Source organism: Methylobacterium sp. 275MFSha3.1 (genome assembly GCF_900108435.1).
Taxonomy (GTDB): Bacteria; Pseudomonadota; Alphaproteobacteria; order Rhizobiales; family Beijerinckiaceae; genus Methylobacterium.
Genome location: NZ_FNWP01000006.1, coordinates 225,311 through 237,661, shown reverse-complemented (window position 1 = coordinate 237,661; position 12,351 = coordinate 225,311). Strand labels below are relative to the sequence as shown.

The window sequence follows — 12,351 nt, the reverse complement described above, 5'->3', positions numbered from 1 at the left end:
GCCGCGCCGGTCACTGCCCGCCCTGCCACGGGTTGATCACCCGCATGGCGGTCTTCTGCGCGGGGATCGGCGTCGCCACCTCGGGCATCGGCTGCCGGGCGCGGGCCATCATCCGCCGCGCCTCCTGCGCGGGCACGGCGCCGACCGGCGTGAACAGCCCGGCCAGGACCTTCCGCGTGCCCCGGCTCACGAAGCGCGAGTTCTGAACCGGCTCGAAATCCCGGATCGCGTGGCGCTTGTCGGGATTCCCGGTGAACACCCGGGCGCCGGAATTCAGCACCACGATGTCGCCCAGCCGCAGCGTCTCGTCCTTGAGCAGCGCCGCCGTCGCGCCGCCCTTCATGTCGATGGGGGTCTGGCGCTCGCTGATCTCCCGCTCCTTGACGCGGATCTTGAGCGGGAGCGCCGCGTAGCGGGTCTGGAAGCGGCGGCGCGCCGCCCCGAGCCGCGGGGTCGCGTGGCGGCCGAAGGTGCGGCCGTCGAAGGCGGGGGCCGGGGTAGGAGCCGGCTGGGCCTGCTGCGGGGCCGGCCGGGCGCCGAACAGCATCTCGAGGAATCCGACCTCCGCGGCCTGGGCGCGCATCGCCGTCCCGGCGAGGAGACCGCCGGCCGCCATGACGGCCAGCAAGCTGCTCGTGCGAAGCCTCATAGCACCCTCCGGAAGCGACGCCCGACGTGAGCATCCGACCCTCAACCGCAAGGCGTACTGGAGGGTTCCGGATGATTTAGAGTCTGCTTAGGAATGCCGTGCGGCGACCCGCCAGCGCGGATTCAACGTCACCGCGGACAGGATCCCGGCGCGCCCGAGCGCGCAGGGACGCGGTCTAGCCCGGCGCCGACTGCTCACCCTCGCCGATGCAGTCGAGGGCGCGCTCCACGGCGCTCACGGCGTCCAGGAGGTGCTGGACGGTGCGCTCGACCTCGATCGCCGGACGCCCCATCGCGGCGGCGCGGGCGCTCACATCCTCGAGCTGCTCCAGCAGGGCGAGGAGATCACCGGCCACGGTCACAACTTCGCAGCGAGCGAGGCGGGTGACGGTCGGGCGCGGACGGAAGGGCAAGACGTTGCTCATCGCGGAGGGTTGTCGCCCGAAACGACCGGGATTCGCCAGGGGGAGGGGGCCGAACTCAACACGATTGGCCGGCCCTATCCGCCGCAATCCCGGTCTGTGGTGGATTTTCCGTGGCCGGCGCGCATCGGAGGCGGCAGAACGGATTTACATCTTGCGCGCGACCTTGACGGAGGCGCCTCCGCGCTGACCATGCCGCGAGACGTCCCGTGAGGGCCGCTCCGGCCGTGGCCGGTCGCGGGCCGGCCACGGCCCGCTTTCAGGATACGCGATGCGCTTGACCCTTCTCGCCCTCTCCGCGCTGACCCTCGGCGGCCTCTGCGCCTGCAGCACCAGCGACGGCCCGGATTCCCGCAGCGGCCTCGCCGAGACCTTCAACCTCGACAACTACCGGGCCTCGGGTAACACCAACGGCACCCAGACCCGCCGCGACGTGAACCGCGCCTACACCCAGCCGACGCTGCCGACGATCGGCAACCGCGGGATGTGAGGCGCGCGCGGCGCGTCACCGCTTGGTGAGCGCGTCCGCGAAGGTGGCGATCCGGTTGCGGGCGTAGACCGGCAGGCCGGCGCTGATCGAGTTGCCGGTGTTGAAGCTGGAATTGCCCATCAGCACCTGTGCGGGCAGCAGATTCTTGAGTACCGGCACGCGGGCGTACTCGGCCTTGCGGTCGAGGACGTCGCCCTTGATCGCCAGCGCCATGTAGGTGGTGACCACCGTCTTGGTCGGGTCGTTCGGCATCGGCTGGAACACGGCCAGGAACTTGCCGAAGCGCAGGATCTGGTTGACCCAGAAGATCGTCTGCTCGAGGCCGCCGGTCACCGCGGTGTCGATCTTGGTCAGCGCCTTGAGACGGTCGCCCTGGTCCGGCCCGAGCACCCGCAGCTCGCTCTGGAACGAGACGAACTCGGCGATCTTCTTGGTCGAGCCTTCCTCGAGCTTGTTGGCGAGCTTCACGCCGAGCGGCAGCTTGCCCTCGAGGTCGTAGCGCGACTCGATGCAGGCGCCCGCGCCCTCGCACCACGGACGGTCGGGACGTTTGGCGAAGGCGGCGGCCGGGTCCTTGTTGGGCGTCACGTCGGCGACCGCCAGGGTGCGGTGCTTGATCGCCGGATCCATCTTCTGGACGAAGGCGAGGTTGGCGAAGGCCTGGAGGTCGATCGCCTCGGGCGGCCGCGGGACGACGAAGCGCCCCTCGGCGACGTAGACCTTCAGGGTCTCGTGCCGCGGCTTGGTCACGCCGTTCACCGTGACCGTGTAGTCCGGCTCCTTGTAGCCGGGATACGGGGCGAGCGCCGCCGCCTCGGCCGGCCGCGCCTTCAGCCAGTCGAGGTACGGGATCAGGCCGTTCTCCGGCGCCGACGGGTTGTCGCGATGGTCGGTGAACAGGATTTGGCCGGGCTTGATCGCGGCCGGATCGACGGCCGTGACCGATGGCACCTCCTTGATCCGCTCGGGCCCCGGCGCCGGGGCGGTGTTGGCGGCGGGCGTCTGGGCGCGTGCCGGGAGGGCCGGGAGCGCGGCCGTGAGGGCGGCCGCCAGGGCCGCGGGAAGCTGCTGGCGCAACGGGATTCTCGTCTGTCGGGGAGGGCTGTCAGTAACCGGGGTCTTCGCCGAACAGGTAGTCGGGATCGCGGCGGCGCGGGCGGCGCGCGTCGTCGTCCCCGCCGAAGGGCGAGCGATTCGTCTGGCCCGGCCAGGGCTTGTAGGGATCCTGACCGTAGAGATCCACGTCGCCCTGCGCGCGGCGGCTGCGCGGCGCGGGACGCTCGCCGAACGGGTCGAGGAAGTCGGATCGCGGCCGCTCGCCGGTCATGTTGCCGTAGTAGTCGCCCGCGACGCTCGCACCGTCGTCGCCGGCGAGGTCGCCGTCCTGCGCGTCGGGCCGCATGGCGTAGAGCGTCTCGCGCGGCACGAGGCGGTACTGGGTGTCCGCCATGCGCCCGTCGCCGCTGGTGCGGAAATGCTCGAGGAAACCGCCGCCGGCGATCCGCACGCCGCTGCGCGGGTCGATCGGCAGGTCGGCGATGAACGGGCGCGCCTCGGGGGAGGGGCCCCGCAGCGGCGTCTTGGCGACACCGTTCGCCCAGGCCGCCTGCAGGATCGCCGAGGCGATCGGCACCGAGACGTGGCCGCCGGTCTGGCCGCGGCCGAGCGTCTTGCGGGTGCCGTCGGCGTTGTCGTAGCCGACCCAGACCACCACGCTGATCTCGTTGGTCAGTCCGGCGAACCACGCGTCGTTCTCGTTCTCCGAGGTGCCGGTCTTGCCCGCGACGTAGGCCGAGATCTTCGCGAGCGCCGCGGCCGTGCCGTGCTGCGTCACGCCCTGCAGCATGGTCTTCAGCTGGTAGAAGGCCACGCGGTCCGCCGAGGCGATCCGCACCGGCTCCTTGGCGGCGTGCGTGTAGAGCGGCTTGCCGTCCCGCTCGACCGATTCGAGAGCGTAGGGCGCCGGGCGGGCGCCCTCGTTGGCCACCGCCGCGTAGAAGCCCGCGAGGTCGAGCATCCGCACCGGCTGCGCGCCGAGGACGAAGGGGTAGTAGGGCTCGCACTCGGCGTAGATCTGCGCCTCGAGGGCGATGTCGCAGACCCGCTTCAGGCTCGCCGGCGCCTTCGGGGCGATCCCGCCCTGGAGGAGCCGGGCGGTGACGAGGTTCTTGGAGAATTCCAGGCCGCGCCGCAGGGTCGTCGGTCCCGAGCCGCCGCCCTCGTAGTTCTTCGGCGACCAGGAATCGCCGGCCCCGCCGATGGGCGGCAGGGTCACGGCGGAATCCATCACCAGGGTGTTCGGCTGCAGGCCGGCATTGAGCGCGGCGAGGTAGGTCAGCGGCTTCAGGGTCGAGCCGGGCTGGCGCACCGTCTGGGTGACCCGGTTGAGCTGGCTCAGCGGGTAGGAGAAGCCGCCGGCCATCGCGAGGATCCGGCCGGTCTGGTTCTCCAATACCAGGGCCGCGCCCTGGACGGTCGGCCGGACGCGGAGCTGCGCGCGCGGGCCGCCCTTGCCGGCGCTGACCTTCACGCGGATCACGTCGTAGAGCTGCAGCTTGCCGCGGGCGATGCCGGGGTCGAGGGAGGCAGTGCGGCCGTCGGCGAGGCCGACCTTCACGCCGCCGCGGCCCGTTTCCAGCACCACGGCCATCGGCCAGTGAACGTCGTAGAGGACCGGGCGTGCGCTCTCGAGCGCCAGAAGCCACGCCGGCTTCTTCTGCGGCACGGCCGCGACCCTCTCGCCGCGGCGCGGCTTCGCCGCCGGCCCGGTCTCCGGCCTGGCATCGGATTTCGCGGCCTCCGGCCGCGCGCCGGTGACGGCGGGCGCGGCCGAGGCGGAGCCCTCCGGTGCCGGCGTCGCCGCCTGGATCCGCCGGACGCTGTCGGCGAGGTTGAGTTCCGGCCCCGTGAAGGCCTGACGGCCGGTGGCGCGCTCGTAATTGGCGAGGCCGTCCTGAAGGGCGTCCTCGACGGCGCGCTGCAGCCCCGCGTTGATCGTCGAACGGACGGTCAGCGAGCCGGAGGTCAGCGAATCCACGCCCGCGAAGGTCCGGGCCTCGCGATTGAGGAAATCCACGACGTAGAAGCCGGAATCGCGCCGCGCGGTCTCGATCGGCTTCAGACCGAGATCGGACTTGATCGCCGCGCTCATCTCGGCCTCGGTGATCGTCCCCTCTTCCTTGAGGCGGGCGAGCACGTAGGCGCGCCGCTCCCGCGCGCGGTCGGGGTACTTGTCCGGGCTGTAGAAGTTCGGCCCCTTGGGCATGCCGGCGAGGAGCGCCGCTTCCGGCAGGGTCAGCTGCCCCACCGGCTTCCCGAAATAGCTCTGCGCGGCCATCTCGATGCCGTAGGCGCCGCGGCCGAGATAGATGCCGTTGAGGTAGAGCCCCAGGATCTGCGGCTTCGTCAGGATGCGCTCCAGCCGCGACGCGACGATCATCTCGCGGATCTTGCGCTCGTAGGTGACGTCGTCGCCGACCGAGAGGTTCTTGACCACCTGCTGGGTGATGGTCGAGCCGCCCGCCGGCCGCCCCGGCGACGCGAGGTTGGCGATGAAGGCGCGGATCACCCCGCGCTCGTCGATGCCGTGATGGGTCTCGAAGCGCTTGTCCTCGGCGGCGATGAAGGCCTTCTGGACGAGGTTCGGGACCGCCGTGATCGGCACCACGATGCGGCGGCCGTTCGGCTCCGACGCCTCGGCGAAGGGCTTGCCGGCGCCGTCGAGGATCCGGGTCATCCCCGGCAGGGCCTTGTCGCGCAGGGCCTCGGCGCTGGGCAGATCCTTGGTGGCGTTGTCGTAGAACTCGATCACCGCCTTCGCGTCGAAGGGCGAGTTCGCCGGGTTCTCGCCCTTGCAGAACTGCTTGTAGCTCGTGTTCAGCTCGGTCAGATCGAGACCGTGCAGGATCTTCGGCGCGGCCGGACCGGCGACCGTGGACGGATCCTCCATCGCGGTGGTGATCAACTCGTCGAGATTGATGTCCTCGATGTCGAAGGCCTTGCGCATGTGGGCGCAGCCGTCGCGCAGCAGGCGCACCACCTCCGGGCCGTCCGTCGCGGGATCGAACTGCGTCCGGACCGCGTCCGGCCGTGTCGTGACCTGGCTGAGCGTCAGGGCGGTCGCGAACAGCTTGATCAGGATGGCGTTCATACGGGCCGGATTCGGGGGACGCGACGGGGCGAGCGCGGACCTTTCGGGAGCGCGCCTGAACAGGGCGTGCACAACGCGGCTGATTTAAGGAGACGCCGCACGGCAACGCTTTGGCCGGCTCCCACGTTCGTGAGGCGCGACGACGCCGGGGGTCCCATGATCAACGACCTGTGGTACAAGAACGCGATCATCTACTGCCTGTCCGTCGGCACGTTCATGGACGCCAACGGCGACGGCATCGGCGACTTCGCCGGGCTGGAGCGCCGGCTGGACTACATCCAGGGCCTGGGCGCCACCGCGGTCTGGCTGATGCCGTTCCAGCCCTCGCCCAAGAAGGACGGCGGCTACGACATCGCCGACTATTACGGCGTCGATCCGGATTACGGCTCGCTCGGGGACTTCGTCGCCTTCACGCACGCCGCCAAGCAGCGGGGCCTGCGCGTCCTCATCGACCTCGTCGTCAACCACACCTCGGACCAGCATCCGTGGTTCCAGTCGGCCCGGTCCGACCCCAAATCGCCCTACCGCGACTGGTACGTCTGGTCGAAGGAGCGCCCCGCATCCGCCGACGAGGGCATGGTCTTCCCGGGCGTTCAGGAAACCACCTGGACCTACGACACCAAGGCCAAGGCCTGGTACTTCCACCGCTTCTTCAACTTCCAGCCGGATCTCAACACCGCCAATCCGGAGGTGCTGGCCGAGATCCTGAAGATCATGGGCTTCTGGATCCAGCTCGGCGTGTCCGGCTTCCGCATGGACGCGGTGCCGTTCGTCATCGCCGAGAAGGGGGCCGATGTCGGCGGCAAGCCCCGCGAGCAGTTCGAGATGCTGCGCGACCTGCGCGAGTTCCTGCAGTGGCGCCAGGGCGACGCGATCATCCTGGCCGAGGCCAACATCCTGCCGAAGCAGGACCTCGACTATTTCGGCGACGACGCCGACCGCATGCACATGATGTTCAACTTCCAGGTCAATCAGGCGACCTTCTACGCCCTGGCGGCCCACGATGCGCGGCCCCTCGTCAAGGCGATCGAGCGGACGAAGCCGCGCCCGCTCTCCTGCCAGTGGGGCATCTTCCTGCGGAACCACGACGAACTCGACCTGGGACGCCTCACCGACAAGCAGCGCCAGAGCGTGTTCGACGCCTTCGGACCCGAGAAGGGGATGCAGCTCTACGACCGCGGCATCCGCCGCCGCTTCGCGCCGATGCTGGCGGGCGATCCCCGCCGGATCCGCCTCGCCTACTCGCTGATGTTCACCCTCCCGGGAACGCCGGTGCTGCGCTACGGCGACGAGATCGGCATGGGCGACGAGCTGGCTCTGCCGGAGCGCGACTGCGCCCGCACGCCGATGCAGTGGACGAGCGAGCACCAGGGGGGATTCTCGACGGCCGAGCGCACCGTGCTGCCGCTGATCGACCACGGCCCCTACGGCTACGCGCACGTGAACGTCGCCGACCAGCGCCACGAGGAGGGCTCGCTGCTCAACTGGATGCAGAGCATGATCCGGCAGCGCAAGGAGGCGCCGGAGATCGGCTGGGGCGACGTCGTCGCGATGGAGACCGGGCGCCCGTCGGTCCTGGCGCTGCGCTACGCGTGGCGCGGCAATGCCATCCTGTGCGTCCACAATCTGGCGCCGGAGCCCGTGGAGGTGGCGATGGCGTCGGGATCCGAGGATCGCGAGCACGACATCCTCGTCGACCTGCTCACCGGCGCCCGCAGCGAGGTCAAGGACGACGGCCGCCACTGCCTGTTCCTGGAGGGATACGGCTACCACTGGTTCCGCGTCGGCGGGCTCGACGCGCTGCTGAAGCGGCGGCCGACGTGAGGAACACCGGGGCCCGGCTCGCCCTCGGCCGGCCGACACGGTAGGACAGGCCGGAGCGAGGTGGGACATGGCCCGGACGAAGCATCATCCCCTGGACGCGACGATCGCCGACGTCCTGCCGGATCTCGCCGACGGCGAGGCCTACCTGCGCCAGGTCCTGAGCACCATGCGGATGTGCCAGAAGCATCACGGCGACGCCTGGGTGCGGATCGGCGTGACCGGCCGTTCCCCGACGCCGTCCTACCGGATCGACCGGCCGGACGAGACGGCGCCCGGCGACGGTGCCGTCGAGGCGGGCAGAGCCCTGTTCGGCGCCTATGGCGGGCGGTCCCACGACCGGTTCACCCAGGTCAACGCCGCGGAGACCCGCTGGAGCTCGCGGGCGCTCGGCATGGCCGAGATGCTGGCGCTTCACGACAGCCTGCGCCGCCCCAGGGGCGACGCGGCCTGAGCGTGCCGCGCAGGGTGCCGCGCAGGGTGCCGCCCACCGGCGTTCTACGCTAAACTGGGGCGGAGGGCGTCCGGAGCGGCGCCACCAACACGCGGGACGACATGCCAGGTACGCCACGCGCCGGAATCATCCCGGTCACGCCCTTCCAGCAGAATTGCACCCTGATCTGGGATGACGCCACCAAGGTCGGCGCCGTCGTCGATCCCGGCGGCGACCTCGACCGTATCGAGGCGGCGATCCGCGAGCAGGGCGTCACCGTCGAGAAGATCCTGCTGACCCACGGGCACGTCGACCACGCCGCCGGCGCCGACGAGCTGCGCGAGCGCCTCGGCGTGCCGATCGAGGGCCCGCATCAGGCCGACAAGTTCCTGCTCGATTCCCTGCCCGAGACGGCGGCCAATTACGGCCTCGGCGCCGCCCGGCCCGTCACGCCTGACCGGTGGCTCGACGAGGGCGACGCCGTGACGGTCGGCGGGCTCGGCTTCGACATCCTCCACTGCCCCGGCCACTCGCCCGGCAGCGTCGTGTTCGTGAGCCGGGACGCGCGCTTCGCCCTCGTCGGCGACGTGGTGTTCAAGGGCTCGGTCGGCCGCACCGACCTGCCCGGCGGCAACCACGAGCAGCTCATCCGCGCCATCAAGGACAAGGTCCTGCCGCTCGGCGACGACGTCGCCTTCATCCCCGGCCACGGACCGACCAGCACTCTCGGCGCGGAGCGCGTGTCCAACCCCTTCCTGCAGGATTGACGCGCATGGACAGGCGCCGCATCGGCCGCTCCGACCTGACGGTCGCGCCGTTCTGCCTCGGCGGCAACGTCTTCGGCTGGACGGCCGACGAGGCCGCGTCCTTCGCGATCCTCGACCGGTTCGTGGAGAGCGGCTTCGACTTCATCGACACCGCCGACGTCTACTCGCGCTGGGCCCCGGGCCACGTCGGCGGGGAATCCGAGACGGTGATCGGCAGGTGGCTCGCGGCCCGACCGGGCGCGCGTGACCGGATCGTCCTGGCGACCAAGGTCGGCATGGACCTCGGCGAGGCCGGCCAGGGCCTCTCGGCGGCCCATATCGAGCGGGCCTGCGAGGCCTCGCTGCGGCGCCTCGGGGTCGACCGGATCGACCTGTACCAGTCGCATCTCGACGACGCGGCGGTGCCCCTCGAAGAGACCCTGAGAGCGCACGAGCGCCTGATCGCGGCCGGCAAGGTCCGGGCGATCGGCGCCTCGAACTACACCGCGGCCCGGCTCGCGGAGGCGCTGGCGGTCTCGGCCTCCGCGGGCCTGCCGCGCTACGAGTGCTTGCAGCCCGATTACAGCCTCGCCCAGCGCGGCTACGAGGCCGAGCTTGAGCCGCTCTGCCGGGCCGAGCAGATCGGCGTGATCGGCTACTTCTCCCTGGCGGCCGGCTTCCTGACCGGCAAGTACCGCAGTGCCGACGACGCGGCGGGACGCCCGCGGGAGAACCGGGTCGCCAAGTACCTGAACCCCCGCGGCCTCGCGCTGCTCGACGTCCTCGATTCGGTCGCGCAGGCCCACGGCGCGAGTCCGGCCCAGGTCGCGCTCGCCTGGATCATCGCCCGCCCCGGCATCACCGCGCCCATCGCGAGCGCGACCTCCGTGGCGCAGCTAGACGAGCTGCTCGGCGCCGTCCGGCTGACGCTCGCACCCGGGGCGATCGACCGCCTGGATGCGGCGAGCGCGGGCGGCATCGAGGGCTAACGCAGCATTAAGCGACGGGCGTCACAAAAGCGACGGGACGGGCCCGCCGCGGACCCGTAAAATCGTGCAATCTCAACGCGGAACCCCTATATCAGGCGGACCAAGCGAGAGTTCAGGCGCGGGCGCCCGAGGGCGCATCTGCCACCGACGCGATCAGGCCCGCCTGCCGAGGAAGTTCATGGCCGACACCCCCCAGACCGAGCCCGCCGATTACGGCGCGGAATCCATCCGCGTGCTGAAGGGCCTCGACGCCGTCCGCAAGCGGCCCGGCATGTATATCGGCGACACCGACGACGGCTCCGGCCTCCACCACATGGTGTACGAGGTCGTGGACAACGCCATCGACGAGGCCCTGGCCGGCCACGCCGACCTCGTCACCGTGACGCTCAACGCCGACGGTTCCTGCACGGTCTCCGACAATGGGCGCGGCATCCCGGTGGACATCCACAAGGAGGAGGGCGTCTCGGCGGCCGAGGTCATCATGACCCAGCTGCATGCCGGCGGTAAGTTCGACCAGAACTCGTACAAGGTCTCCGGCGGCCTGCACGGCGTGGGCGTCTCGGTGGTGAACGCCCTGTCGTCGTGGCTGCGCCTGCGCATCTGGCGCAACGACAAGGAGCACGCGATGGAGTTCCGCCACGGCGACGCCGTGGCGCCCCTGGAGATCATCGGGCCCGGAAACGGGAGGCGCGGCACGGAAGTCACCTTCCTACCGTCGACCGACACCTTCACGATGATCGAGTTCGACTACGGCACGCTGGAGAAGCGCCTGCGCGAGCTCGCCTTCCTCAATTCCGGCGTCCGCATCGTCCTGACCGACGCCCGCCACGCCGAGAAGAAGCGCGAGGAGCTGTACTACGAGGGCGGCATCGAGGCCTTCGTCCGGTACCTCGACCGCTCCCGCAAGCCGATCGACGGGATGACGAGCCCCGTCGTCGTCAGCTCCGAGCGCGATGGAATTCGCGTCGAGGTCGCGTTCTGGTGGAACGACTCGTTCAACGAGACGGTCCTGCCCTTCACTAACAACATCCCGCAGCGCGACGGCGGCACGCACATGGCCGGATTCCGCGCCGCCCTGACGCGCCAGATCACCGGCTACGCCGAGTCCAGCGGCGTCGCCAAGCGGGAGAAAGTCTCGCTGACCGGCGAGGATTGCCGCGAGGGGCTCACCGCGGTCATCTCGGTGCAGGTGCCGGACCCCAAATTCTCGTCGCAGACCAAGGACAAGCTCGTCTCGTCCGAGGTGCGCCCGGCGGTGGAGAACGTCCTCAACGAGGGCCTGTCCACGTGGCTCGAGGAGAATCCGAGCCAGGCGCGGTCGGTGATGGGCAAGGTGGTGCTGGCGGCCTCAGCCCGCGAGGCCGCCCGCAAGGCGCGCGAGACCGTGACCCGCAAGGGCGCGCTCGACATCGCCTCGCTGCCCGGCAAGCTCGCCGACTGCCAGGAGCGCGACCCGACCAAGTGCGAGATCCTGCTGGTGGAGGGCGATTCCGCCGGCGGCTCGGCCAAGCAGGGCCGCGACCGGACCTTCCAGGCCGTGCTGCCCCTGCGCGGCAAGATCCTCAACGTCGAGCGCGTGCGCGCGGACCGGATGCTGTCCTCGGCCGAGATCGGCACCCTGATCACGGCGCTGGGCGCCGGGATCGGGCGCTCCACCACGGACCGGGAGGGCTTCAACCCGGAGAAGCTGCGCTACCACCGCATCATCATCATGACCGACGCGGACGTGGACGGCTCGCACATCCGCACGCTCCTGCTCACCTTCTTCTTCCGGCAGATGCCGGAGCTGATCGAGCGCGGCCACCTCTACATCGCGCAGCCGCCGCTTTACAAAGCCGAGCGCGGCCGCCGGGCGATCTACCTGAAGGACGAGCGCGCCCTCGAGGATTACCTGATCGACCAGGGCACCGACGGCGCGATCCTGCGGCTCTCCACCGGCGCGGAATTCGCCGGGGCGCAGCTCAAGAGCCTCGTCGAGGAGGCCCGGACGTTCCGGAGCATCCTGCAGGGCCTGCACACGCGCTACGACCGCTCCGTGGTCGAGCAGGCGGTGCTGGCCGGCGCCTTCGATGCCGAGGCGGCGTCGCGGCCGGGCGAGGCCGAGGTGCTGGCCGACATGACCGCCCGCCGGCTCGACGCGATCGCCGACGAGATCGAGCGGGGCTGGCAGGGCGAGTCGTTCGAGGACGGCTATCGCCTCAGCCGGACGCTCCGGGGCGTTCGGCAGGTCTCGACCCTCGACGCCGGGCTGATCACCTCGCAGGAGGCCCGGCGCCTCTCCGAGCGGGCCGACGCCTTCCGGGAGATCTACGGCGAGCCGGCCACGCTGATGCGGAAGTCCGACGAGACGGTGCTCCACGGGCCCGTGGCGCTCTTCGAGGCGGTGATGGCCTTCGGCCGCAAGGGCCTTCAACTCCAGCGGTACAAGGGCCTCGGCGAGATGACCGCCCAGCAGCTCTGGGAGACCACGCTCGACCGCGACGTCCGCTCGCTGCTGCAGGTCAAGGTCAAGGACGTCACCGATGCCGACGACCTGTTCGTGAAGCTGATGGGCGACGTGGTCGAGCCGCGGCGCGAGTTCATCCAGGAGAACGCGCTGAGCGTCGCGAACCTGGACGTGTGACGCGCACCGCTGCGGGCCGCGCGCCCGCG

10 protein-coding genes are annotated in these 12,351 nt (G+C 70.6%); 6 read left to right on the top strand and 4 right to left on the bottom strand.

Translation table 11 applies throughout. The features are described from left to right. Positions 1 to 10 precede the first annotated feature (10 nt). Both BLW78_RS09125 and BLW78_RS09120 read right to left on the bottom strand, forming a co-directional pair. Positions 11 to 649, bottom strand: a complete 639-nt coding sequence (locus BLW78_RS09125; protein ID WP_091678752.1) for a hypothetical protein — start codon at positions 647 to 649, stop codon at positions 11 to 13. A gap of 175 nt (positions 650 to 824) precedes the next feature. After that, complete coding sequence (locus tag BLW78_RS09120; protein ID WP_012317333.1) at positions 825 to 1,073, bottom strand: hypothetical protein; 249 nt, start codon at positions 1,071 to 1,073, stop codon at positions 825 to 827. Positions 1,074 to 1,341: 268 nt separating this feature from the next. Between BLW78_RS09120 and BLW78_RS09115 the strand changes: the two genes are divergently transcribed. After that, positions 1,342 to 1,560 (top strand): hypothetical protein, encoded by a 219-nt coding sequence (locus BLW78_RS09115; protein ID WP_020091673.1) that lies wholly within the window; start codon positions 1,342 to 1,344, stop codon positions 1,558 to 1,560. A 15-nt stretch (positions 1,561 to 1,575) separates the two neighbouring features. Here the strand turns inward: BLW78_RS09115 and BLW78_RS09110 are convergent, their stop codons facing one another. Next, on the bottom strand, positions 1,576 to 2,637 hold the full coding sequence (locus BLW78_RS09110; protein WP_091678749.1) for a hypothetical protein: 1,062 nt from the start codon (positions 2,635 to 2,637) through the stop codon (positions 1,576 to 1,578). A 28-nt stretch (positions 2,638 to 2,665) separates the two neighbouring features. Further along, positions 2,666 to 5,710 (bottom strand): penicillin-binding protein 1A, encoded by a 3,045-nt coding sequence (locus BLW78_RS09105; RefSeq protein WP_091678747.1) that lies wholly within the window; start codon positions 5,708 to 5,710, stop codon positions 2,666 to 2,668. Positions 5,711 to 5,866: 156 nt separating this feature from the next. Here BLW78_RS09105 and BLW78_RS09100 point away from each other — a divergent pair, with 156 nt between their 5' ends. The 5 genes from BLW78_RS09100 (at position 5,867) to gyrB (ending at position 12,322) form a co-directional block, all read left to right on the top strand. Next, positions 5,867 to 7,534, top strand: coding sequence for an alpha-amylase family protein (locus BLW78_RS09100; protein WP_091678744.1), 1,668 nt, complete (start codon positions 5,867 to 5,869; stop codon positions 7,532 to 7,534). 67 nt (positions 7,535 to 7,601) lie between these two features. Then, the gene (locus BLW78_RS09095) at positions 7,602 to 7,985 is read left to right on the top strand and encodes a hypothetical protein (protein ID WP_056521463.1); all 384 of its coding nucleotides are present in this window, start codon (positions 7,602 to 7,604) and stop codon (positions 7,983 to 7,985) included. 101 nt (positions 7,986 to 8,086) lie between these two features. Next, positions 8,087 to 8,731 (top strand): MBL fold metallo-hydrolase, encoded by a 645-nt coding sequence (locus BLW78_RS09090; protein WP_020091678.1) that lies wholly within the window; start codon positions 8,087 to 8,089, stop codon positions 8,729 to 8,731. Positions 8,732 to 8,736: 5 nt separating this feature from the next. Continuing rightward, positions 8,737 to 9,699, top strand: coding sequence for an aldo/keto reductase (locus BLW78_RS09085; protein WP_056521460.1), 963 nt, complete (start codon positions 8,737 to 8,739; stop codon positions 9,697 to 9,699). A 178-nt stretch (positions 9,700 to 9,877) separates the two neighbouring features. Beyond that, on the top strand, positions 9,878 to 12,322 hold the full coding sequence (gyrB, locus tag BLW78_RS09080) for a DNA topoisomerase (ATP-hydrolyzing) subunit B (RefSeq protein ID WP_091678742.1): 2,445 nt from the start codon (positions 9,878 to 9,880) through the stop codon (positions 12,320 to 12,322). Positions 12,323 to 12,351 lie beyond the last annotated feature (29 nt).

Coding starts and splice junctions, on each gene's coding strand:
- BLW78_RS09095 (WP_056521463.1), top strand. CDS start 7,602: ATGGCCCGGACGAAGCATCATCCCCTGGACGCGACGATCGCCGACGTC.
- BLW78_RS09115 (WP_020091673.1), top strand. CDS start 1,342: ATGCGCTTGACCCTTCTCGCCCTCTCCGCGCTGACCCTCGGCGGCCTC.
- BLW78_RS09090 (WP_020091678.1), top strand. CDS start 8,087: ATGCCAGGTACGCCACGCGCCGGAATCATCCCGGTCACGCCCTTCCAG.
- BLW78_RS09105 (WP_091678747.1), bottom strand. CDS start 5,710: ATGAACGCCATCCTGATCAAGCTGTTCGCGACCGCCCTGACGCTCAGC.
- BLW78_RS09120 (WP_012317333.1), bottom strand. CDS start 1,073: ATGAGCAACGTCTTGCCCTTCCGTCCGCGCCCGACCGTCACCCGCCTC.
- BLW78_RS09085 (WP_056521460.1), top strand. CDS start 8,737: ATGGACAGGCGCCGCATCGGCCGCTCCGACCTGACGGTCGCGCCGTTC.
- BLW78_RS09100 (WP_091678744.1), top strand. CDS start 5,867: ATGATCAACGACCTGTGGTACAAGAACGCGATCATCTACTGCCTGTCC.
- gyrB (WP_091678742.1), top strand. CDS start 9,878: ATGGCCGACACCCCCCAGACCGAGCCCGCCGATTACGGCGCGGAATCC.
- BLW78_RS09125 (WP_091678752.1), bottom strand. CDS start 649: ATGAGGCTTCGCACGAGCAGCTTGCTGGCCGTCATGGCGGCCGGCGGT.